Origin of the sequence: Rhodococcus sp. T9N, from assembly GCF_024436645.1 — a bacterium.
In the GTDB taxonomy this organism is placed as follows: Bacteria; Actinomycetota; Actinomycetes; order Mycobacteriales; family Mycobacteriaceae; genus Rhodococcus_F; species Rhodococcus_F qingshengii.
In genome coordinates, this window is the sequence record NZ_JAMSKS010000007.1 from 103,365 (window position 1) to 125,031 (window position 21,667).

At 63.3% G+C, this 21,667-nt stretch carries 19 protein-coding genes; 7 read left to right on the forward strand and 12 right to left on the reverse strand.

All coding sequences use genetic code 11. The features are described from left to right. The first annotated feature begins 14 nt into the window (after positions 1-14). Positions 15-356, forward strand: a complete 342-nt coding sequence (locus M1L53_RS14170; protein ID WP_003943507.1) for an Imm51 family immunity protein — start codon at positions 15-17, stop codon at positions 354-356. Positions 357-418: 62 nt separating this feature from the next. On the opposite strand, the gene M1L53_RS14175 is transcribed toward M1L53_RS14170, so the two are convergent. From M1L53_RS14175 to M1L53_RS14190, 4 genes are read right to left on the reverse strand one after another with little or no spacing between them, the layout of a single operon-like run. Beyond that, the gene (locus tag M1L53_RS14175) at positions 419-1,453 is read right to left on the reverse strand and encodes an aspartate-semialdehyde dehydrogenase (RefSeq protein ID WP_054188599.1); all 1,035 of its coding nucleotides are present in this window, start codon (positions 1,451-1,453) and stop codon (positions 419-421) included. 6 nt (positions 1,454-1,459) lie between these two features. After that, positions 1,460-2,725, reverse strand: coding sequence for an aspartate kinase (locus M1L53_RS14180; RefSeq protein WP_003943494.1), 1,266 nt, complete (start codon positions 2,723-2,725; stop codon positions 1,460-1,462). A 49-nt stretch (positions 2,726-2,774) separates the two neighbouring features. Continuing rightward, complete coding sequence (locus M1L53_RS14185; RefSeq protein WP_007731502.1) at positions 2,775-3,728, reverse strand: hypothetical protein; 954 nt, start codon at positions 3,726-3,728, stop codon at positions 2,775-2,777. Then, positions 3,728-4,093 (reverse strand): hypothetical protein, encoded by a 366-nt coding sequence (locus M1L53_RS14190; RefSeq protein WP_003943492.1) that lies wholly within the window; start codon positions 4,091-4,093, stop codon positions 3,728-3,730. The genes M1L53_RS14185 and M1L53_RS14190 overlap by 1 nt, the downstream gene beginning before the upstream one ends. 270 nt (positions 4,094-4,363) lie before the next feature. Here M1L53_RS14190 and leuA point away from each other — a divergent pair, with 270 nt between their 5' ends. Together leuA and M1L53_RS14200 are read left to right on the forward strand one after the other, a co-directional pair. Continuing rightward, entirely contained in the window at positions 4,364-6,172 is a 1,809-nt protein-coding gene (gene leuA, locus M1L53_RS14195; protein ID WP_003943488.1) for a 2-isopropylmalate synthase, read from the forward strand. Between the two features lie 240 nt (positions 6,173-6,412). Continuing rightward, complete coding sequence (locus M1L53_RS14200) at positions 6,413-6,790, forward strand: SHOCT domain-containing protein (protein ID WP_003943489.1); 378 nt, start codon at positions 6,413-6,415, stop codon at positions 6,788-6,790. Positions 6,791-6,970: 180 nt separating this feature from the next. On the opposite strand, the gene M1L53_RS14205 is transcribed toward M1L53_RS14200, so the two are convergent. Continuing rightward, positions 6,971-7,864, reverse strand: coding sequence for a LysR family transcriptional regulator (locus M1L53_RS14205; protein ID WP_003943476.1), 894 nt, complete (start codon positions 7,862-7,864; stop codon positions 6,971-6,973). A gap of 89 nt (positions 7,865-7,953) precedes the next feature. On the opposite strand from M1L53_RS14205, the gene M1L53_RS14210 reads away from it, so the two are divergent. The 4 genes from M1L53_RS14210 to M1L53_RS14225 are packed head-to-tail and all read left to right on the forward strand — an operon-like array spanning position 7,954 to position 12,640. After that, a complete protein-coding gene (locus M1L53_RS14210; protein WP_054188600.1) occupies positions 7,954-8,895 on the forward strand; it encodes an EamA family transporter in 942 nt (313 codons plus the stop codon). A gap of 25 nt (positions 8,896-8,920) precedes the next feature. After that, positions 8,921-10,174 carry a MurT ligase domain-containing protein gene (locus M1L53_RS14215; protein WP_003943457.1) on the forward strand — a complete coding sequence of 418 codons (1,254 nt, stop codon included), beginning with the start codon at positions 8,921-8,923 and terminating at the stop codon, positions 10,172-10,174. Beyond that, positions 10,167-10,880, forward strand: a complete 714-nt coding sequence (locus M1L53_RS14220) for a type 1 glutamine amidotransferase (protein ID WP_007731510.1) — start codon at positions 10,167-10,169, stop codon at positions 10,878-10,880. Before M1L53_RS14215 ends, M1L53_RS14220 begins: the two co-directional genes overlap by 8 nt. A gap of 59 nt (positions 10,881-10,939) precedes the next feature. After that, positions 10,940-12,640 (forward strand): VWA domain-containing protein, encoded by a 1,701-nt coding sequence (locus M1L53_RS14225; RefSeq protein WP_054188601.1) that lies wholly within the window; start codon positions 10,940-10,942, stop codon positions 12,638-12,640. Positions 12,641-12,644: 4 nt separating this feature from the next. Here the strand turns inward: M1L53_RS14225 and M1L53_RS14230 are convergent, their stop codons facing one another. From M1L53_RS14230 to M1L53_RS14260, 7 genes are all read right to left on the reverse strand, one after another. Further along, complete coding sequence (locus M1L53_RS14230) at positions 12,645-13,808, reverse strand: low temperature requirement protein A (protein ID WP_047271595.1); 1,164 nt, start codon at positions 13,806-13,808, stop codon at positions 12,645-12,647. A gap of 66 nt (positions 13,809-13,874) precedes the next feature. Next, complete coding sequence (locus tag M1L53_RS14235; RefSeq protein WP_054188602.1) at positions 13,875-15,002, reverse strand: acyl-CoA dehydrogenase family protein; 1,128 nt, start codon at positions 15,000-15,002, stop codon at positions 13,875-13,877. Position 15,003: 1 nt separating this feature from the next. Next, the gene (locus M1L53_RS14240; protein ID WP_047271591.1) at positions 15,004-16,209 is read right to left on the reverse strand and encodes an acyl-CoA dehydrogenase family protein; all 1,206 of its coding nucleotides are present in this window, start codon (positions 16,207-16,209) and stop codon (positions 15,004-15,006) included. A 17-nt stretch (positions 16,210-16,226) separates the two neighbouring features. Further along, a complete protein-coding gene (locus M1L53_RS14245; protein WP_047271590.1) occupies positions 16,227-18,437 on the reverse strand; it encodes an acyl-CoA dehydrogenase in 2,211 nt (736 codons plus the stop codon). A gap of 27 nt (positions 18,438-18,464) precedes the next feature. Next, complete coding sequence (locus tag M1L53_RS14250; RefSeq protein WP_054188603.1) at positions 18,465-19,595, reverse strand: steroid 3-ketoacyl-CoA thiolase; 1,131 nt, start codon at positions 19,593-19,595, stop codon at positions 18,465-18,467. Beyond that, positions 19,592-20,446, reverse strand: coding sequence for an SDR family NAD(P)-dependent oxidoreductase (locus M1L53_RS14255; RefSeq protein ID WP_054188604.1), 855 nt, complete (start codon positions 20,444-20,446; stop codon positions 19,592-19,594). The genes M1L53_RS14250 and M1L53_RS14255 overlap by 4 nt, the downstream gene beginning before the upstream one ends. 1 nt (position 20,447) lies before the next feature. Then, positions 20,448-21,656 carry a DegT/DnrJ/EryC1/StrS aminotransferase family protein gene (locus M1L53_RS14260; protein WP_042447780.1) on the reverse strand — a complete coding sequence of 403 codons (1,209 nt, stop codon included), beginning with the start codon at positions 21,654-21,656 and terminating at the stop codon, positions 20,448-20,450. Positions 21,657-21,667: the final 11 nt, after the last annotated feature.

The following is a 21,667-nucleotide window of genomic DNA, read 5'->3' on the forward strand; positions in this document are numbered from 1 at the left end:
GCTTCAATGCACGCATGACATCACCATCGATCGAACCGCTACAGCTTTTCGAAACGTCTCCGGGCAACTGGTCACTGATGCTCACCGACCAGCATTTCGGCAAGGTGGCATCGATATTCGAGCAGGTAGAGGGTTTCGAAGGCTCCGGTTACGACTGGGCGTCGGTCGCCCACGCAGTGGTAGGCCGCGATGCACCGCATCTGGAGGGCCGCTTCGGCACCGATCCCGAAGCGGGCATGTTTGTTGCGTACGGCAGCGACAACGGAGCTCTCGGTGAGCTCGGAGCGCTACTCGCCAAAGCGTATTCGGATGCCGAGTACCTCGGTGGCCTGGTCGCCATTTCCGAACTCGACTAGAGCGCCTGTCGAAACGACACCGGCCCCACACCTAGGTGCGGGGCCGGTACCGAACGAAAGATCTAGCCGACCAACAGCTCGGCAATCTGAATCGTGTTGAGCGCGGCACCCTTACGCAGGTTGTCGCCCGAAACGAAGAGCGCGAGTCCGCGTCCCTCCGGGACACCCGGATCCTGACGGATACGACCGACCAGCGACGCGTTGCCACCGGCAGCGGCCAGCGGCGTCGGAACCTCGACCAGCTCGACGCCCGGAGCGTCGGCGAGGATCTCCTTGGCGCGAGCAACCGAGAGTGGGTTGGCGAACTCTGCGTTGATCGCGAGCGAGTGCCCGGTCACGACGGGAACGCGCACGCACGTACCCGAAACCAACAGATCGGGAAGTCCGAGGATCTTGCGGCTCTCGTTGCGGAGCTTCTGATCCTCGTCGGTCTCGCCGCTTCCGTCGTCGACCAGCGAACCTGCCAGCGGCAGGACGTTGAACGCGATGGGGGCGACGTAGTTGTTCGGGGCGGGGAAGTCGACGGCACTGCCGTCGTGAACCAGCTTCTCCGCGTCTCCGACTACGGCGCGCACCTGGCCGAGGAGTTCCTCGACGCCGGCGATGCCGCTACCGGACACGGCCTGGTAGCTGGAGACGATCAGACGCTGCAGACCGGCTTCATCGTGCAGAACCTTCAGCACCGGCATCGCTGCCATGGTGGTGCAGTTGGGGTTCGCGATAATGCCCTTGACCAGGTTCTTCGTGTCCTGCGGGTTGACCTCGCTGACCACGAGGGGAACCTCGGGATCCTTGCGCCATGCCGAAGAGTTGTCGACAACGGTCGCGCCGGCAGCAGCGAAGCGCGGAGCCTGGGCGCGCGAGAGCGTCGCACCGGCTGAGAACAGGGCGATGTCGATGCCCTTCAGGTCCTCATCCGATGTGGCGGCCGCATCCTCGACGATGATCTCTTCGCCGCGGAAGGGCAGCTTCTTACCGGCGGAGCGTGCAGATGCGAAGAACCGCACCTTGTCCGCGGGGAAGTTCCGCTCTTCGAGCAAAGTGCGCATGACGATGCCGACCTGACCGGTCGCACCGACAACAGCGAGAGTCGTCATGAGAAATTACCGTCCCGTTCCAGCGTGTACTACTGCTTCTTCTTCGCCACCGAGCCCGAAAGCGTCGTGGATGACACGTACAGCGTCGTCCAATTCGGTGTCCTTGACCAGCACTGAGATGCGGATCTCAGAGGTCGAGATGAGGTCGATGTTGATGTCTGCCTTGGCCAGCGCCTCGCAGAACGTGGCGGTGACGCCCGGGTGGCTCCGCATTCCGGCGCCGACCAGGGAAACCTTGCCGATGTGGTCGTCGAACAAGATCTGTGTGAAGCCGATGTCTTCCTGACGCTTGGTCAGGATCTCGACGGCGCGGGGGCCGTCGGCCGTCGGAAGCGTGAAGGTGATGTCCGTCTTGTTGGTCTCCACCTTGGAGATGTTCTGCAGCACCATGTCGATGTTGATCTCGGCATCGGAGACTGCGCGGAACACCTTGGCAGCGTGTCCCGGTGTGTCCGGCAATCCGACAACGGTGATCTTGGCTTCGCCGCGATCGTGCGCGACTCCGGTGATCAGGGCCTCTTCCACAGGAATGTCCTCCATCGATCCGGACACGATTGTTCCGGGCTTGGTGGTGTATGACGAACGGACGTGCACAGGCACGTTGTAACGACGGGCGTACTCGACGCACCGGAGCATGAGCACCTTCGCACCACACGCTGCGAGTTCGAGCATTTCCTCGAAGGAAACCGTCTCGAGGCGGTGAGCGTCGGGGACGATGCGCGGATCGGCGGAGAAAACGCCGTCGACGTCGGTGTAGATCTCGCAGACGTCAGCGTTGAGTGCAGCTGCCAACGCCACGGCAGTGGTGTCCGAGCCACCGCGTCCGAGCGTCGTGATGTCCTTGCTGTCCTGGCTGACGCCTTGGAATCCGGCGACCAGAACGATCGAGCCTTCGTCCAGCGCAGTGCGAACACGGCCCGGCGTGACGTCGATGATCTTGGCGTTTCCGTGGCTGCCGGTCGTGATGACTCCGGCTTGTGAGCCCGAGAACGAACGAGCTTCGGCGCCGAGGGAGTGAATTGCCATCGCTACCAAGGAGTTGGAGATGCGCTCACCCGAGGTCAGCAGCATGTCCATTTCACGGGCCGGCGGGGAAGGGCACACCTGCTGAGCCAGATCGAGCAGCTCATCGGTGGTATCGCCCATCGCTGACACCACGACGACGACATCATTGCCGGCCTTCTTGGTCTCGACGATCCGTTCAGCGACTCGTCGGATGCGCTCGGCGGTTGCCACCGAGGATCCGCCGTACTTCTGGACGACGAGAGCCACGCGTTTCTACCTCCAGGTCGAAATTGTTTACAGATACCAGAGGTCGAGCTTACCGAGGTGGTCCTGGGACTTCCCGATGCGTACTGCTGTTCGCCTCAGATCCGCGCGGGATCAGTTGCGAGATCCGCGATCGCATCAACGTCGCAGAACGCGAGCCACCGGCAACGTAACCGACCACCGTGACGGCAACTCCGCAGGCGAGAAGCACGCGGATACTGCTGACCAGCGAAACTGCCAGCGCGTCGTACACCGCGACTGCCGCCTCAGATGACGGTATGTCTGAATTCTGTAAATAGACCCGCCGCACGACGGCCAGCGCCACCAACAGGGCGATCATCGCCACCGCCGTCGCCAGCCCGACCAGGGACAGTGCGCGCATTCTCCTCGGCGCAACTGCGACGGCCGCGATCGCACAGGCCAGCGACACCCACGGCAGCCAGGCCGCTGCCCGGTCGAGAGTGTTCGAGAGGTCCTGGGCCCGCACCAGCTCGTCGGATTGCAGGATCTCGAACTGCGGATCGAACGTCGGAAGACGATCGACGACGGTGAATCCGCGATCGCGGAGGTTCGTCCGCAGTTCTGTCATGATCGGCTCGAGGGACAAGGTGACTGTTCCGCTGTCGTCGGACCGAACGATGCCGTCGGTGGCTCTGCCGGTCACCATCGCAGCAAGTTGCGCGTGCGCCTGACGGTTGGCCGCGGTCCAGAGCGTCGCGAACTGGTCGCTGGAGACCAACGACTGAGCCGCCTCCCGAACAAGTTTCTCGGCTTGTCTCGTCACCACCTGCGGAAACCGGTCCAACCGCTGCGTCAGTTCCTCGGTCAGCCGATCAACGACAGCCGCTTGGACAGCAGGTTCGGAAGCCAACGGGGCAACCGTCTCGACGTAACTGTCGGTGTCGTTCACCTGGGTGTGGACGAACAGCGCGAGCACCGAGCCGGCAGCACCGAGACCAGCGAGAACGATCAGCAGTGAACAGACGATCCAGCGGATCGAGCGCATCACGTGTGCTTGGCGCGCGCCGGTCGAATCTTCGCGGTGATGTGGTGAATGCGGTGATCGTCAGCGGGTATCCGGAAGGTCTCGGTAACCCGAACGGTCATCAGGTTCCGCCCGAACAACCCGGCGTCGAGGAGGTAGTCAGCCGTCAGGTCGTCCCCGTCGACCGTCCACTCCACCTCACGAATGTCGCGGATCACGCGATACTGAGGACCTCCGGAAAGGCTGCGCCGCAAATGATTCCCCGAAAATCCGGTCTTGAGCCCGACCTCGTGGCGTACCGCGTCCGGAGCCAGCGGTACGGAACTGCCATCGTGACTGCGGAGCGCGTCGAGGTACGTGCTCGCCACGGCGATTCGGGGATCCATGGACGACAGTCCACCATTTTCGGGGCCGAAACGGCAGCACAATTCGGCGACAAATTGGACATGAGGGCGAACCCCACCGATTTCTCGCGAAATCCAGGAGTAGAGTGCTGTGCATGCAGCGCGCACTCCTTCTTGGTTGCCGCGACGGGGTCTGATCCAGACTGGCCTCCCGCCGCGGGGTTTTTGTGCGCCGGTCGACCAAGCCTTCCGGACTCATGGTCTTGACCAACAGGTCAACAGGCCGGGTCCACAATCCTGGAGATCACACCCATGTCCCCCGCTGACGCATTCACCACCGGCACTCGCACCATCACCCCGCCCACGAAGCCGGCACCGTCCGACCAGCCTGCGTGGAACACGCAGAAGAACTCGTCGATGCCGACGTTCCGCTACCGCCCGTTCGCCGAAGAGGTCGAGACGGTCACGCTGCCCGACCGCACCTGGCCGGACAAGATCATCGACCGAGCACCCCAGTGGTGTGCCGTTGACCTGCGCGACGGCAACCAGGCGCTGATCGATCCGATGAGCCCGGCGCGCAAGCGTCGTATGTTCGATCTCCTGGTTCGTATGGGCTACAAGGAGATCGAGGTCGGCTTCCCGTCCGCGAGCCAGACGGACTTCGATTTCGTTCGCGAGATCATCGAGGACGGCGCCATCCCGTCCGACGTCACCATCCAGGTGCTGACGCAGTCGCGTCCCGAGCTGATCAAGCGCACGTTCGAGGCCTGTGAAGGTGCCGAGAACGCGATCGTGCACTTCTACAACTCCACCTCGATTCTCCAGCGCCGCGTCGTGTTCCGCGCCGACAAGGACACGATCAAGAAGATCGCCACCGACGCCGCCGAACTGGTCCTCGCCGAGTCGAAGAAGTACCCGGACACGAACTGGCGCTGGGAATACTCGCCCGAGTCCTACACCGGCACCGAGCTCGAGTACGCCAAGGAAGTATGTGACGCCGTCACCGAAACCCTGGGTGCGACGCCGGCCAACCCGGTCATCCTGAACCTGCCCGCCACCGTCGAGATGGCTACACCCAACGTGTATGCCGACTCCATCGAGTGGATGCACCGCAACCTGGCCCGCCGCGATTCGGTCATCCTGTCGCTGCACCCCCACAACGACCGCGGCACGGGTGTCGCTGCAGCCGAGCTGGGCTACCAGGCCGGCGCGGACCGCATCGAAGGCTGCCTGTTCGGCAACGGTGAGCGCACCGGCAACGTCTGCCTGGTCACTCTCGCTCTGAACATGTTCACGCGCGGCGTCGACCCGCAGATCGATTTCTCGAACATCGACGAGATCCGTCGCACAGTCGAGTACTGCAACCAGCTGCCCGTCCACGAGCGTCATCCGTACGGCGGCGACCTGGTCTACACCGCGTTCTCCGGCAGCCACCAGGACGCGATCAACAAGGGCCTCGACGCCATGAAGGTCGACGCCGACAGCCAGAACTCCGACGTCGACGACATTCTCTGGCAGGTCCCCTACCTGCCGATCGACCCGAAGGACGTCGGCCGCAGCTACGAGGCCGTCATCCGTGTGAACTCGCAGTCCGGCAAGGGCGGCGTCGCATACATCATGAAGGCCGATCACGGTCTGGTGCTGCCGCGTCGTCTGCAGGTCGAGTTCTCGCAGTCGGTCCAGAAGATCACCGACGGCGAGGGCGGCGAGGTCTCGCCGAAGGAAATGTGGGACGTCTTCCACGAGGAGTACCTCGCTCCCATCACCCCGCTCGAGCGCATGAAGCAGAAGGTCACCGCGTCCGAGGAGGACGGCGGCACCGATGCGATCACCGCGATCGTCAAGGTGAACGGCAAGGAACAGGAGATCTCGGGAACCGGCAACGGCCCGCTCGCTGCCTTCGTCGACGCGCTGGGAAGCATCAACTTCGACGTTCGTGTCCTCGACTACTCCGAGCACGCGATGTCCGCCGGTGACGACGCCCAGGCCGCGGCCTACGTCGAGTGCGCCGTGACGGGCCCGGAGGGTCAGAGCACCGTCGTCTGGGGTGTGGGTATCGCCACGTCGATCACGACGGCCTCGCTGCGCGCTGTGGTCTCGGCAGTGAACCGCGCCAGCTGACACTCAGCTCCTGACTCGTGAACAATCCCTGGTCTCACCCGATTTTCGGGTGGGGCCAGGGTCGTTTTCAGAGCACTGAAGATTTTCGGTCGATGTTTTCGATTCGGCATGACATTGGTCCCGAAAGAGTCGGTTAGCGAAGTTAACAAAAAGAATTCACCCATCGAGGATGATGCAGACGCCACGTGCGCGTGAGATAGTCAGCTCAGACAAATCCGACTTGTGAAATGGAGCTCGACAATGGATTCCTTTTGGGACTTCCTCTGGCTGATCATCATCAGCTTCGCGTTCATCGCGTACTTGATCCTGCTCTTCTCGATCATCACCGACCTGTTCCGCGATCACAAGACCTCCGGCTGGGTGAAGGCAATCTGGATCGTCTTCCTGTTCTTCATTCCGCTGCTCACCTCGCTCGTCTACCTGATCGTTCGCAGTGACGGAATGGCACAGCGGTCCCTCGAGGCTGCACAGCAGGTCAAGAACGCACAGGACAGCTACATCCGTGAGGTTGCCGGAAAGTCCCCGGCCGAATCCATCGCAGATGCAAAGGCACTTCTCGACGCCGGCACCATCAGTGAAGAAGAATTCGCAGCACTGAAGGCCAAGGCTCTCGCCTGATACCGGCCCTCACTAAGCGACCCTCACTAAACCGTGAGGATTGCACTACCGAAACGGGAGCGACACTAATCGTGTCGCTCCCGTTTTGTGTTCATTCACCAACAGCTGCTCATTCACCGACAGCCGTTCATTCACCGACGGCCCTTCATTCACCGACAGCCCTTCATTCACCGACAGCCTTCATTCACCGACAGCACGCGCGACGTCACGAAAGGCGTCGAGCACGACTCCGATAGCCGGACTGCGGTTGGCGTGTAACCGAGTTGCTAATTCATAAACTCGTGCAGCGCGCACTCCCGCCACCGGTTTCCTCGACACTCCGGGATGCGTGATCGCGTATCGCGGCATCAAAGCCACGCCGTGGCCCGCCGCCACCAGCTCTTCGATGACGCGGAAATCGTTTATCCGATGAGCGACGCGAGGCTGGACGCCGGTTACCGACGCAACCGACAGCAGAACGTCGTCGACCGGAAACCCGCCGCGCACGCTTATCCAGTTCTCGTCGGCCAATTGTTCCAGCCGGACCGAATCCTGCTCGGCAAGTGGATGATCAGGCCGCAGCACCAGATCGATCGGTTCACGCATCAGCGGTTGCACGCTGACCCGGGGAAACGACGTCTCGGCTCCGCGTTCGTCACGGTGGGTGAGGATCACATCGTGATCGGCCAACAGTCCAGGGACGGCGGACGCCGGTTTGTCGACGTCGTAGGCGTCGATGTCCACGTCCGAGTTCTTCAGCGCCGTCAGGACACCGGGCAGCAGGAGCGCCGCGCCGGAGGGAAAGAACGCGACTCGCACCTTTCCCCGCGGCGAGCCTCGGTACGACGCCATCTCGTCCGCCGCCCGGTCTAGCGCCGCCACCACGTCGTCGGCGCGAAGCACCAGCGCTCGACCCGCGTCGGTGAGGCGCAGCGTGCGCCCGTCCGGTTCGAGGAGCGAGACCCCCGCTTCTCGTCCGAGGATCTTGAGTTGTTGCGAGACGGCGGACGGCGTCATCGAGAGGGCGAGAGCAGTAGCGCCGACGGTTCCTCGGTCGGCGAGCTCGCGGAGGATTCGCAGGCGCGTGGCATCCATACGGTGACGAATATCCATGTAGCAAAACTACATGGATAGTGCATCTATATTCGCTTGTTCTGATGCTTCGTAAGGCTCACGATTAACGCATGACTCCCCGCGACCGTCTCCTCGGCCTGACCGTGATCGTCTTGTGGGGTCTGAACTTCCTGGCCATTCGCGTCGGCCTGGATCATTTCCCGCCATTCTTCTTCGCAGCGCTGCGGTTTCTGATCATCGCGATTCCGGTGGTCATCTTCGTGCCGCGTCCACAGGTGCCGCTCCGTTGGCTGCTGCTCTACGGATTCGGTTTCGGATTCGGCCAGTTCGTCTTCCTCTTCTGGGCGATGCATTCGGGGATGCCGACGGGCCTTGCATCACTTGTCCTGCAGTCGTCAGCACCGTTCACCGTCCTACTCGGCGCTTTCCTGCTCCGCGAGAAGCTCAGCGTCTGGCAGGTCTCCGGTATCGCCGTCGCCGTTGGCGGGATGTCCTTGATCGGCTGGGACCGCTCGCACCACGCGGCACTGCTGCCCGTCATCCTCACGCTCCTCGGCGGCCTGTCCTGGGCGTTCGGCAATCTCGGCAGCCGCTTGGCTGCGGCGAACACCGTCGGCGAGCCTGCACCGATGCGCTTGATGTTGTGGATGTGTGTCATCCCGCCGTTACCGATGCTCGTACTGTCAGCCGTGGTCGAAGGCCCCACAGTCGGCTGGCACGCACTCGGCACCGCATTCAGCGCCGACGCCTGGCCGTCGCTGGTCGGGCTGGCCTACATCATTCTGCTCGGCACCATCGCCGGATCCGGGCTCTGGACGATGCTCATGGGCCGCTATCCCGCCGGCATGGTGGCGCCGCTCTCCTTGCTGGTGCCAGTCGTGGGAATCGGCGCGTCCTGGCTGTTCCTGCACGAGGATCCGAGCCCGTTGTCACTGGTCGGGGCGGTCATCGTGATCGCCGGAGCGAGTGCCGCACAGATGAGGCGTAAGCCCGCGAACACTGTTTTCTCGGACACACCTGCAGCCTCACCACCGGCGCGACTCGGCGTCTGACGACGCCCTGTGCCAAACTCGGGCCGTGGGAACTGGACTATCGATCACAGCGCGCGGAAAGCTCGCCATGCGAGCTGCCGCAGCAGCATCTTGGGCATCGCAGAAGGCCGGTCGCGGCAAGGGTTCGATGATCGGCGGGCTGATCGCCCTCAAGATCGACCCGACGCTCATGACTCAGCTCGGACGCGGCAAGCGCACCGTCGTGGTCACCGGCACCAACGGCAAGTCGACGACCACACGTATGACCGCCGCAGCGCTCGCGACACTCGGTGACGTCGCCACGCAGGCCGACGGCGCCAACATGGATGCCGGGATCGTGGCCGCCCTGGCCGCGCGTACCGATGCGACGCTGGCGGCACTCGAGGTCGACGAACTGCACGTCCCCCACGTAGCCGACGCCGTGAACCCGGAAGTGATCGTGCTGCTGAATCTCAGCCGCGATCAGCTCGACCGGGTCGGCGAGATCAACATGATCGAACGGAAACTGCGCGCGTGCGTCAACGCGCATCCGAATGCGGTGATCGTCGCCAACTGCGACGACGTACTGGTCACCTCCGTGGCATACGACGCCACCAACGTCGTGTGGGTTGCTGCCGGCGGCGGTTGGGCCGGCGATTCCGTCAGCTGCCCGCGCACCGGCGAACCCATCGTGTGGGAGGGAAAGCACTGGCGCAGTACCGGTTCCGACTTCGCGCGGCCCGAGCCGACCTGGTGGCTCGACGACGACAATCTCTACGGCCCCGACGGCCTGAAGATTCCGATGACGTTGACCCTCCCCGGAAAAGCCAACCGCGGCAACGCAGCTCAGGCCGTAGCGGCTGCAGCGGCTTTGGGTGCAGATCCGGTCGGGGCAGTTGCCGCCGCATCGACGGTTCAAGAAGTCGCAGGTCGATACAGCACCGTCGAGGTCGGACCGCACTCCGTTCACATGCTGCTCGCGAAGAATCCCGCCGGCTGGCAGGAAGCGCTGTCGATGATCGATCCCACGGTGGACGGTCTGGTCATCGCGGTGAACGGTCAGGTGCCGGACGGCGAGGACCTCTCCTGGCTGTGGGACGTGAAGTTCGAGCACTTCGAAGGTGTCAAGGTAGTGGCCGCCGGTGAACGCGGAACAGATCTGGCAGTTCGCCTCACGTACGCGGGCGTCGAGCACACTCTCGACCCGGACCCGTTGCGCGCCATCGCTTCCTGCCCTCCCGGACGTGTGGAGGTACTGGCGAACTACACGGCCTTCCGTGACCTCAACACTGCCATCGCGAAGGAGTCTCGCAATGTCTGACTCGACAGTTCGCATCGGTCTGGTACTCCCCGACGTCATGGGCACCTACGGCGACGGCGGCAATGCCCTGATCCTGCGTCAGCGTCTGCGGATGCGCGGCTACGACGCCGAAATCGTGGACATCACCCTCAGCGATCCGGTCCCCGATTCGCTCGACGTGTACACGTTGGGTGGCGCCGAGGATTCCGCTCAGCGCCTCGCAACGCGTCATCTCGCGAAATACCCTGGTCTGCAACGCGCCGCAGAGCGTGGCGCACCGGTTCTGGCGATCTGCGCTGCCATTCAGGTGCTCGGCAACTGGTACGAAACCTCCAGCGGCGAACGCGTCGACGGTGTCTCGATGCTCGACGTCACAACCTCGCCGCAGGAGAAGCGTTCCATCGGCGAAGTCATCACGAAGCCGCTGATCGACGGACTCACCGCGCCCCTCTCAGGTTTCGAGAATCACCGCGGCGGAACAACTCTGGGTAGCTCAGCCTCTGGATTCGCACGTGTCACCCATGGTGTCGGAAACGGCGTCGGCGACGGATTCGAAGGCGTCGTGCAGGGTTCGGTGATCGGGACGTACATGCACGGACCCGCTTTGGCCCGGAATCCGGAACTCGCGGACCTCCTGCTCATGCGCGCCTTGGGTGTGAACGAGCTTGAACCCCTGCATCTGCCCGAGGTCGACAAGCTCCGCAAGGAGCGACTCGCGATTCGCTGAGCCAGTGTCGTCCGTTCGGACGACTGTTGGCCGGCCACGTCAGCTCGTAGCCTCGTTCCATGCGTCTTCGTGTGGCGATCTGTATTGCGGCGACTGCGATCATTGCCGTCGGGTGTTCGACGCAGGGCAGTGGCGGGCCCAAAGAAGCAGGCGGGACCCAGCAGGTAAGTGTCACTGCTGATCCAGCTTCAGAAGTGAGCGCAACGGCGCCTACCGTCATCGTGCTGGATGCCTCGGGGTCGATGAAGCAGGACGACGCTCCCGGTCCTCGAATCGATGCCGCCAAGAACGCGATTCACACTCTCGTCAGTGGCCTCCCAGACGATGCTGCGCTCGGTCTGATCGCGTACGGCACCGCCACGGGTAGCAGCGACGCCGAGAAGGTCGCGGGTTGCCGCGACATCAAGACCGTCGTGCCACTCGGACCACTCGATCGAAATGCATTCGCAGCGGGAATCGACGGGTTGTCCGCGTCGGGATACACGCCGATCATGGCTGCGCTTCAACAAGCCGCCGCCGCACTCCCCGCCGATGGTGAGCGCACGATCATCCTCGTCTCCGACGGGGAGGACACCTGCTCGACCGAACCTCCGTGTGAGTCCACCGAAGCGATGCCCCACGATCCTGACCTGACCATCCACACCATCGGATTCAAGCTCGACGCCGCTGCGTCCGCCCAGCTGAAGTGCATCGCCGACGCAACCGGGGGCATGGCGATCGACGCTGCCAACGCGGCGCAACTCACCGCACGGCTGGCGGTTGCCTCGGATCCCGAATCCGCACGGGAGCGACTCTCCACCAGCGGCTTCCGCAACCTTCGGATCGGCATGACGGAGGAGGAAACGCGGAAAGCCGCCGGCGACCTTGCGCCGGTATCGAAGACCGGAACAGTGGTCGTCCAATGGCAGGACTGCGAATTGACCTTCACCGACGGCGTTCTCGTCGAAATCGCGCCCCGGACCGGCGCTGCCACACTGGACGGACTGACCGTCGGCCAGAAGATGCAGCGTGCCGCCGAACTTTACGGTCCCTTCACTGCCACAACCAATTCCGACGGGGAATCGGTCGCAGTCTTTCCGGCCGACACCGAAGCGGGAACCGGCTATCGCATCACCTTCACACCCGAAGGCAAGAAGGCGGATGAGGGAACGATCACCCGCATAGTCCTCTGCCGATGCTTGCCTGCGACTGCAGGATCATCGGCAGGCGGTACCCCGACCGAGATCGTGAATCTTGTTGCCGTCGACGGTTCCGGCAAACCCACATCCGGTTGGAGCGTCCAAACACCGGCCATGAAGATCAGCGAGTGCTACGCAGCATCACAGTCGGCTGTCACGCCGGGAGTCATCACCTGCGGAATCACCGCTGACGGCGCGGACGCGTGTTGGGTCGGCCCGGAGCCCGATTCGATTCTCTGCCTGCAATTTCCCTGGGGAACAGAACTGATCACCGCTCGAGGCGTGGACGGCGTCGAGGCCTATCCGCCGCCCGCCGACCCGACTCCCTTCGGGCTCGAACTCGAGAACGGCCTCCTCTGCCGCGTCCGGCACGGCGGTTCGTGGCCCTCTCCCGAATCGAACCCAAGCCTGGCGGGCGCCTACTCCTGCCGAGGGCAAGGGACGGATACCCCCATCGTGTGGTCCGAAAGCAGCTATCCGATAGATCGTTCCGAAGATCGGTGGACCGTGCTGGTCGGACCGTCGAAGGGACCGTTGGAAACCGTCGCCGTCACCAAGGCGATATTCCTTGCCGCCGAATGAGCGCTCAGACGGTTTCGGATTTGCCCTCGGTCAGAATCAGTTCCACGGCCAACAGCGCGGCGCAGGCCAGTCCCGCGACCAGTTCGGGCACCGCGGTGTAGGTACCACCGAGCACGACGACTATCGCGACCGAGAACGGCACGAGGGTGCGTACCGAGGAGTCGTGTAGTCGAATGTGGATGAACCACAAGGCGGCAAGGATGACCGCGACCGGAACGGTGACGGCAGCACCCGTCACCAACGCGCTGCCGTCACCGTGATGAGTCCAGAAGTCGACGCGCGAGGCCAACCCCGCACCGATGGCGGCAGCGGCGGCGAAGATGAAGTAGTGACCGAACCCCCAGACGAAGGGTGAGACGTTGTCACCGCCGATCACTTCGCCTGCATTGCGTTGGAAGTACAACCACCACAGGCTGAAGACAATCAGAATGCCGCCGATCACGACGTAGGTGACCTGCGCTGCCGGATGCTCACCGTCGACCGCGTCCTGAATCGCGATGGTGGTCGAAAGGATCGTCTCGCCCAGAACGATGATGAAGAACAACGAGTACCGCTCCGCGATGTGATGCGGGTGCCACGGCGTCATGCCCGGCTTCTCCGACCAGATCGGTACCGCGAATTCGCACAGAACCAACACCAGGAACGTCGGGACGTAAACGGCGGACGGCACGAAGTAGAAACCGATCCAACCGATCTGGACCAACACGATTCCGAGAGCGTATCGACGCGCCGTGAGCGCATGTTCGGGGTCGTTCCGCGAGACCCTGAGCCATTGGATGACCAGGGCTATTCGCATGATGACGTAGCCGACGATGATCAGCAGGGCGTCGTCGTTGAAGAAGCGGACGATGCCGGCTGCAAGGACCAGCGATCCGAGGATCTGGAAGATGGTCAGCAGCCGGGCGATTCCGTCGTCGTTGTCGTACGCCGAGGTGAACCACGTGAAATTCAGCCACGTCCACCAGATCGCGAAAAACGCCATCGCGAAGTGCCCGACGCCCGAAGCCGCATGCCCTTCGCTGATCGCGTGGTGCAGACCGGTGGCCGCTTGAGCGACCGCCACGACGAAGCAGAGGTCGGTGAGCAGTTCGAGCGGCGTCGCCACCCGGTGCGGCTCGTGCGGGTCCCGCGGAACCAACGGCCTGATGAACGAACTGGTGCGATTCACGAAGGGCAGAGTAGCGCGATGATTGCCGACGCGCTGCCCGTGACTGGAACCTGTCGACTCAGATATTCACGCCGACGCCCCGATCTGGGCTCGGATCTCCAACTGATCGGCGAGTTCGGCGCCTATCGCCCCCGCGCTCCCCAAAGTGAAGGCGATCTGCCGTCCCCACAGGAAATAGCGGTGAATCGGATAGTCGACATCCGCGCCGATTCCGCCGTGCATGTGCTGGGTCGCGTGCACCACGCGCAAACCGCCACGCGACGCCCACCATTTGGCGACCAGCGCAGCCGCTTCCGCTTCACTCTCGACTCCGCTGTCCATCAGCCAGGCAGCGCGGTGGGTGGTCAATCTTGTGCTCTCGGTGTCGAGATACGCGTCGGCGGCCCGGACGGCAACTGCCTGGTTGGTCGAGAGTGGACGTCCGAATTGCACTCGCTCGGAGGTGTATTTCGCCGTCATCGCCAGCGCTTCCTCGCAGACGCCGGTAGCCAGGGCCGCCAGAGCGACCCGCGCACGTCGTAACGTCCAGTCTCGAACCACCGCGCCGTCCGCGGGAAGTGCGTCAGCTGCAGTAACCGCAACCCCGTCGAACTGCACAGCGCTGTTGCTCTCGCGGTTCGTCACCGCAAGCGGTGTACGCACCAGCGCGTCCCGGTCCGTCGGCACGATCATCACGGTGACACTGCCGTCCGGCATCGTCACCGGAACCACCAGTGCGGCAGCGAACTCGGCGGCCGGTACGGAGTCGACGCGGCCTGACAGAACCCAACCGTCAGGCGCCGGCTCGGCGCGAACCGCCGTCTCGGCGTTGTAACCGGTGTCGAAGGCGCCGGTGACGACCACCGAGCCGTCGAGCAGTCCCGGAAGCCACGACGCTTTCTGCTCCTTTCTGCCGAACTCGGCAATCGGCAGCGCTGCCGTCGAAATCACCGACCAGAGCGGCACCTGGGCGACCCGGCGGCCTTGTTGTTCGAGCACCGCTGCCAGGCCTAGCATTCCGAGTCCCGCTCCCCCGACCTCCTCTGGCAGAGCAATCCCCAGAACGTCGGAATCGGCGAGGAGCTTCCACAGTTCGGCGTCGAAACCGCCGGCGCCCTCCACTTCCCGCAGTCGGTCCACTCCGGACTTCGCCGAGAAGATCGATTCACTCAGATCCCGCACGGCGGACAAGTTGTCGTCGAATTCGAATTCCATGTCAGCTCTTTTCGTTCTGTGCAGCGGGCCGGCGACGCGCAGCAAGCGCCATGCCCAGACATTTTGCGGCGACAATTTCACGCATCACTTCGTTGGTTCCACCGCCGAAGGTGTTGTTCTGTGCGCGTCGACCCAGGTTCTCGACCCGCCCTTCCAGTACCGCTCCGGGTGTGCCGGGGCGCAGTAAGCCCTTGGCGCCCAGCACTTCCTGCAGCATGCCGTACGCACTGACGACGGCTTCGGTACCGAAGATCTTGGCCGCGGCCGAATCCCCGCCGCCCAAGGTGTTGGCGGCGACGTCCGCCACCAGTCGTAGGTTCATCAGGTCGGCAGCACTGAGCAGCGCGTAGACTTCCGCCAATTTCTCACGTACCCAGCCGATGTCGTAGACGTGGCCGTCACCGGCGGGTTCGGTCTTTGCCCATTCGACCACCTCGGCAAAGAGCTCGTTGGCTATGCCACCGCGTGCCGCCAGGGCAACACGTTCGTGGTTGAGCTGGTTGGTGATGAGCTTCCACCCTTGATTGAGCTCACCGACGACATTGGTGATCGGCACCCGAACATCTTCGTAATAGGTTGCCGAAGTGCTGATTCCGCCCACGGTATGAATTTCGGTGACCGAGAACCCCGGCGAGCTGGTCGGTACCAGGACCACGGAAATGCCCTGATGCGTAGGCGCGTCGGGATCGGTGCGAACGGCAAGCCAGACCCAGTCGGCAAACACACCGGCGCTGGTGAAGATCTTGTTGCCGTTGATGACAAGCTCGTCACCCTCGATGCGGGCGCGTGTTTCGAGGGCCGCGAGATCGGTGCCCGCATTGGGTTCGGTGTAGCCGATGGCAAAGATCAACTCGCCCGCCAGGATCGGACGCAGGAAGAAGTCCTTCTGAGCTTGCGTCCCGTGCTTGATCAGAGCGGGTCCGACGGTGTTCAGCGTGACCAGCGACAGCGGCGCATTGGCGCGAATCACCTCGTCGTAGAACACGTACAGAGCTTCGGGGTTCTCGCCCCGACCGCCGAATTCCTCCGGCCACCCCAAGCCCAGCCAACCGTCTTTACCCATTCGGCGCAGAATGCGATCGAAGACGGGGCCGCCTTCGGTCTGATCCACGAGAGCACGGCGGTCTTCGTCGTTGATGATCTCCGCGAAGTACGCCCGCAATTCCTTGCGCAGAGTCTTCGACTCCTCCGACAAATCCAAGTACATGGTGAAACTCCTAAGATCTACGAACGCGGCAGGCCGAGTACGCGCTGCGCGATGACGTTGAGTTGAATTTCGACGGTTCCGCCGCCGAACAGAATCGAGGGAAGTCCGATGTGGTCTATCGCGTAATTCGCCGACGGGTCGACAACGGCGGCGCGCGGTCCGAGCAGTCGCAACAGGTCCCGCGAGCCCTCGCGCTGCGCCAGGGCGTTGTACACCTTCGACACGCTGATCTCGGCGCCCGGTTCCTGACCCGCCAGTCGCGCCGACACCCCGCGTAGATTCATCGCGGACAGTGCCAACTCACGAGAGATACTGCGGCCGAGGCCCTCCACTGCGTCTTCGCGAGGGCAGTCGTGGCTCGCGTCGGCGATAACCTGACGGAACAGCCGACTCGAACCGTGGTGCAGCGTGCTGCCCATACTCAGGCGTTCGTTGGACAGCGTTGTCGCAGCAAGCTTCCACCCTTGCCCCGGCTCCGCCACCAGGCAGTCGTCCGGGACGAAGACGTCGTCGAGGAATACCTCGTTGAACTCCGACTTACCGGTGGCTTGTTTCAGCGGACGTACGTCGATACCTTTCGAGGTCATGTCGACCAGGAAGTACGACAGCCCACGATGTTTCGGAGCGTCGGCGTCGGAACGCGCCAGGCATACTCCCCAATCGGCCTCGTGCGCGCCCGAGTTCCACACTTTCTGACCCGACAGGACCCAGCCACCGTCGACCTTGCGCGCTTTCGTGCTCAGACCGGCCAGGTCTGATCCCGCGCCCGGCTCACTGAACAGCTGGCACCAGATGATGTCGGCGCGCAGCGAAGGCTCGACGAACCTGTCCTGCTGCTCGGCGTTGCCGTGTTCGAGAATCGTGGGCAGCACCCATTCCCCGATCACCGTGGACGGTTGAGCCCAACCTCGCATCGCGAATTCGTGTGCGATGACGGCCTGTTCTCTCGGTCCTGCTCCCAGCCCGTACGGCGCCCGATAGTGCGGGGCTACCAGTTTGGCGTCGGCAAATCGGGCGCGTCGAGCGCTCCCCTTGGCCGGCGCCCAACTGGCGCTGGTGGTTCCGTCGTCGGGCAGCAGCGCAACCTCGTCCAGAACCCTGCGAACCTGCTCTCGTAGTTCAGGCAGCATGTCCGGGTCTACAAAGGAGAAATCCCGTTCCGAATCGGCGGACCGGTCTCCCAACGTGTGTGCCCACTTCACCTCGGAACCCGCCACCGCAGCGATACTGATTGCCCGGCGCCAGTACAGATGCGCGTCATGCTCCCAAGTGAATCCGATTCCGCCGAGCAACGTGACACATTCGAGGGCGTTCTCGATGCCGACGGGCAAAGCGGCCAACGCAGCTTGAGCCGAGACAAGTCTCTGCTGATCCTCGCCGTGCTCTTCGGACCGAGCTGCGTCCCACGCTGCGGCACAGGCAATCTCGGAGCGGACCAGCATCATGGCCGCCTTGTGCTGAACTGCCTGGAAGCTTCCGACCGGACGGCCGAACTGCTGCCGGGACTTCACGTAGTCGACCGCGGTGCGTAGCGCCCACCCGGCGATACCGCTCGCCTCCGCAGCCAACACCGTGTTGACGATCAGTTCGACTCGGTGCGCCTGGAGACCCTCGACGATCAGCCCAGCGTCGACCTTGTGATCGGTCAACGTCAGCGTCCCGATCGAGCGTGTCAGATCCACTCCGTCTTCGACCTCCACCGCAGCGGAAGACGACTGCTCGAGCCGGAACCACAACTCGCCGTCTTCGCTGTTCGCTTGCACGAGAACGACATCGGCTCCGGGTAGACCTAGAGCCGGGTCGGCAGAACCGCTCACGGTCCACCCTGCATCGCTGCGAGCCGCGCGCAATCCCACGCCGGTGCAGACTGCTCCGGTTGCGCCGGTGGCCAATTCGATCAGCATTGATTCCGCAGCCGGGCCGGCAGCTGTTGCGAGGATCCCACTGGCGATGACCGTCGGAACGTACGGTCCCGGGTAAAGCGCATCACCCAATTGCTCGACTACCACCGCCAGTTCGGCAAGACCTGCCCCGTCACCGCCGTACTGCTCCGGCAGGTGCACTGCGTGCAGTCCCTGACGGACCAATCCATCCCACGAGTCCGGCCGATCACCGGCGGCGTACCGCTTGACGTTGCTGCGCGTGTCGGCGATTCCACCGAAGCGGTTCGCGAATGCGGCTACCGCTTCCGCCAGGTCACGGTGATCTTCGAGCAGGGGCAGTGCCATGGCAGGTTCCTCAATCTTCGGTTCTTGTCAGATGCGTTCGAGAATCAGGCAGGTGGTTGCGGCGGACGCGCAGATCGCGATCAGCGCGATGGACTTGTCCCGGCGCTCCAGTTCGTCGATGACATTGGCCAACAGTCTGATTCCGGTTGCACCGGCCGGATGGCCCAGTGCGATTGCACCACCGTTGACGTTCAGCAATTCGGGATCGACGCCGTGAACCTGCGCGAACGACATCGGTACCGAAGCAAATGCCTCGTTGACCTCGAACAGGTCGATGTCGTCGATCGTCAGACCGGTGCGTCCGAGCACGATGTTTGCCGCGTCCACGGGGCCGTCGAGCATGAACTCGATGTCTCCGCCGATGACGCACTGCGCCAATATCTTTGCCCGCGGCCGCACGCCGAGCATCCTGGCTCGATCCTCGGACATCAGCAGAGCGGCACTCGCACCGTCCGAGACCTGCGAAGACGTTCCAGCGGTGTGCAATCCGCCCTCTTGAACGGTCCGCAGTTTCGCGAGTCCTTCGAGACTCGATTCGCGCAGACCCTGATCCCGATGGACCGGAGCGTCAGAGCCCGGGGCGACCACATCGATGATGTGCGAGTCGAAGCGTCCTGCCTCCCATGCTGCTGCGGCTCGCTGCTGCGAGCGCAGCCCGAAGGAGTCGAGATCCTCGCGGCCGAAACCGCGCTTGACAGCAATCCGATCGGCCGCGGTGTACTGATCGACGGTATCGAGTGACCACGACTCCGGACGTGGTGTTCCGAGGCCGGTACCCACCTTGTAGGTGAGTGGTGCCCGCGACATCAGTTCCACACCGCACGCCACACCCACGTCGACTGCACCGATGGCAATCTGCCCGGCAATCAACTGCACCGATTGCTGCGCGGTTCCGCACTGCGCGTCGATCGTGGTGCAGCCCGCTTTCAACGGAAGGCCCGCATGCATCCAGGACGTACGCACGATGTTTCCGAACTGCTCACCGAGAGGCGTCACACAGCCGCCGATGACCTGGTCGACCGCGTCAGGATCCACGCCCACCCGATCCAGCACGCCCCTCTGCGCATAACCCAACAGTTCCGCCGCGTGGACTCCGGACAGCCAACCCTCACGCTTGCCGAACGGCGTTCGTGCTGCGTCCACGATGACGGGCTTCATGCCAACTCCTCGGTTCGTAATGCCGGGTTCTCCGGTAATGCCGTTCCGTCCAGACCACGCACGGTAAGGGACCACTCGTCGATCAGGTCCAAGCTGACGCTCGAGCGCGCGGTGAACTCGGTGTCGCAATCACACAGCGCTGTGACCGCTTCCACCATTTCTTCCATAGATTCGACCTGATCCGGCCGGATAGTCTCACCGACCAGGACCCTGGCGCCCTCACTGAGCACCGCTGCCCGCGGTTGAACCGTGTTGACGCGAACCCCCTGGCCGTAGAGTTCCACGCCCATGCCGTTGCTCATCCTGTTGAGCGCTGCTTTGGACGCGCCGTACACGGTCATGGCAGGTCCCGGTTCGACCCACGTGAACGGCGGGCCATGCCACGGTTTGACGGTGCCACTGGACACGTTCACGATCCAGCCGTATCCGTTTGCCACCATCCCCGGCACCACGGCTTGCATCAGATCGAGCGGTGCATGGACATTTGCCTCGAACATCAACCGTCGCCGCCGCAGTGGGTAATCCGAGAGCGGCTGATAGATCGCCGCTGCCGCGTTGTTCACCAGGATGTCTATAGCCCCGCCAAGCTTCTCGATCGCCAGCGGCACAACGGTGTCGCGCTGCTGCTCGTCCGTCAGATCTGCGACAACTATCTCGACTTTGTTTCCGTACTTGGCAATTCGAGCCGCAGTCTCTTCGAGACTGCCCGGCAGGGTTGCGTGTGCACCGAGCGTCCGGGCCACGAGAGCGACGTCAGCACCTTCCGCTGCCAGCCTCTCTGCGACGCCTGCACCGATTCCGCGGCTGGAACCGGTGACAAGCGCTCGGCGTCCTTCGAAGCGATCGGTCATGCTACTTCCACTTCGCGGCGAAGCGATTGATGCTCTCCGCAATCCGAGCAACTTCGTCGTCACGCAAACCGTGGCTCATGCCGAGTGTCATGCCGCGGGCAAAAACTGCGTCCGCTTCCGGCAAACCTTCGGCCGGCTGGCGAAATTCGATGTTGTTCATCATGGGGTGACGAGTGACGTTGCCGCTCCACACGGTTCGGGTGTCGATGCCGTCGGCCTCGATGGCTTCCTGCAGGTCGCTGCGCGTGAAGGGGGCGTTCTCGTTGATCATCACCGGGTAACACAGCCACGCCGTGTTGAGACCGTCGAGTTCTACCGGCGTCGTGAAGAATTCAGGATGGGCGCCGTATGCCGCCGTGAAGGCCGCAAATGTTGCCTTACGCGTCTTGTAGTTCTGTTCCAGCTTGTCGAGCTGCACGACGCCGTAAGCTGCGCCGAGTTCGGAGGGCTCGAAGTTCCACGACATGAGCTCGAAGATGAAGTCGTTGTCGTAGTCGACGCCGTCGAGTTCTTCACGGAAGACTCGGCCGGACTTGGTACTGCCGAACAGGTTCGGCTCGCTACGACGGCCCCAGCGGCGAAGCAGCAAAGCCTTGTCACGGCTGGCTTCGTCGTCGACGCACACCATTCCACCGGTTCCCGCGCACGTGATGATGTGTGCCATCGAGAAACTGGTGACGACGATGTCCGCCCGAGACCCGGTGGGAGTACCGCGGAGCGTGGCGCCGATCGCGTCACACGAATCCTCGATCACCTTGAGTCCATGGCGATCAGCGATATCACGGATGACGTCCCAGTCTGGGCAGTTGCCGGCCAGGTTCGGCATCAGGATGGCACCGGTCTTTTCGGTGACCATTGCCTCGATCTTGGTGACGTCGACGTTGAACGTGTTGGGTTCCACGTCCACGAACACCGGCACCAGACCGGCACGCACGATCGGTGCGATATCGGTGGAGAACGTCAGCGGCGACGTGATGATCTCGCTTCCCGCAGGCAGTCCGAGCAGCTCGACTGCCAAGTACAAACCCGAGGATCCCGAGTTGCACATGACGCCGAACTTCTTGCCGGCCAAGGCCGCGATACGTTCTTCCATCTCGAAGACGTTCTTGCCGATGCGCAATCCTTGATGCCCGCTGCGCAAGACGTCGACAACAGCCTGTATTTCTTCCTCACCGTGGGTGGCCCTGGCGTAGGTGATCCGCTCGCTCATCTTGTTCCTGC

Coding starts and splice junctions, on each gene's coding strand:
- M1L53_RS14170 (WP_003943507.1), top strand. CDS start 15: ATGACATCACCATCGATCGAACCGCTACAGCTTTTCGAAACGTCTCCG.
- M1L53_RS14175 (WP_054188599.1), bottom strand. CDS start 1,453: ATGACGACTCTCGCTGTTGTCGGTGCGACCGGTCAGGTCGGCATCGTC.
- M1L53_RS14185 (WP_007731502.1), bottom strand. CDS start 3,728: ATGCGCTCGATCCGCTGGATCGTCTGTTCACTGCTGATCGTTCTCGCT.
- M1L53_RS14190 (WP_003943492.1), bottom strand. CDS start 4,093: ATGGATCCCCGAATCGCCGTGGCGAGCACGTACCTCGACGCGCTCCGC.
- leuA (WP_003943488.1), top strand. CDS start 4,364: ATGTCCCCCGCTGACGCATTCACCACCGGCACTCGCACCATCACCCCG.
- M1L53_RS14200 (WP_003943489.1), top strand. CDS start 6,413: ATGGATTCCTTTTGGGACTTCCTCTGGCTGATCATCATCAGCTTCGCG.
- M1L53_RS14205 (WP_003943476.1), bottom strand. CDS start 7,864: ATGGATGCCACGCGCCTGCGAATCCTCCGCGAGCTCGCCGACCGAGGA.
- M1L53_RS14210 (WP_054188600.1), top strand. CDS start 7,954: ATGACTCCCCGCGACCGTCTCCTCGGCCTGACCGTGATCGTCTTGTGG.
- M1L53_RS14220 (WP_007731510.1), top strand. CDS start 10,167: ATGTCTGACTCGACAGTTCGCATCGGTCTGGTACTCCCCGACGTCATG.
- M1L53_RS14225 (WP_054188601.1), top strand. CDS start 10,940: ATGCGTCTTCGTGTGGCGATCTGTATTGCGGCGACTGCGATCATTGCC.
- M1L53_RS14235 (WP_054188602.1), bottom strand. CDS start 15,002: ATGGAATTCGAATTCGACGACAACTTGTCCGCCGTGCGGGATCTGAGT.
- M1L53_RS14240 (WP_047271591.1), bottom strand. CDS start 16,209: ATGTACTTGGATTTGTCGGAGGAGTCGAAGACTCTGCGCAAGGAATTG.
- M1L53_RS14245 (WP_047271590.1), bottom strand. CDS start 18,437: ATGGCACTGCCCCTGCTCGAAGATCACCGTGACCTGGCGGAAGCGGTA.
- M1L53_RS14250 (WP_054188603.1), bottom strand. CDS start 19,595: ATGAAGCCCGTCATCGTGGACGCAGCACGAACGCCGTTCGGCAAGCGT.
- M1L53_RS14255 (WP_054188604.1), bottom strand. CDS start 20,446: ATGACCGATCGCTTCGAAGGACGCCGAGCGCTTGTCACCGGTTCCAGC.
- M1L53_RS14260 (WP_042447780.1), bottom strand. CDS start 21,656: ATGAGCGAGCGGATCACCTACGCCAGGGCCACCCACGGTGAGGAAGAA.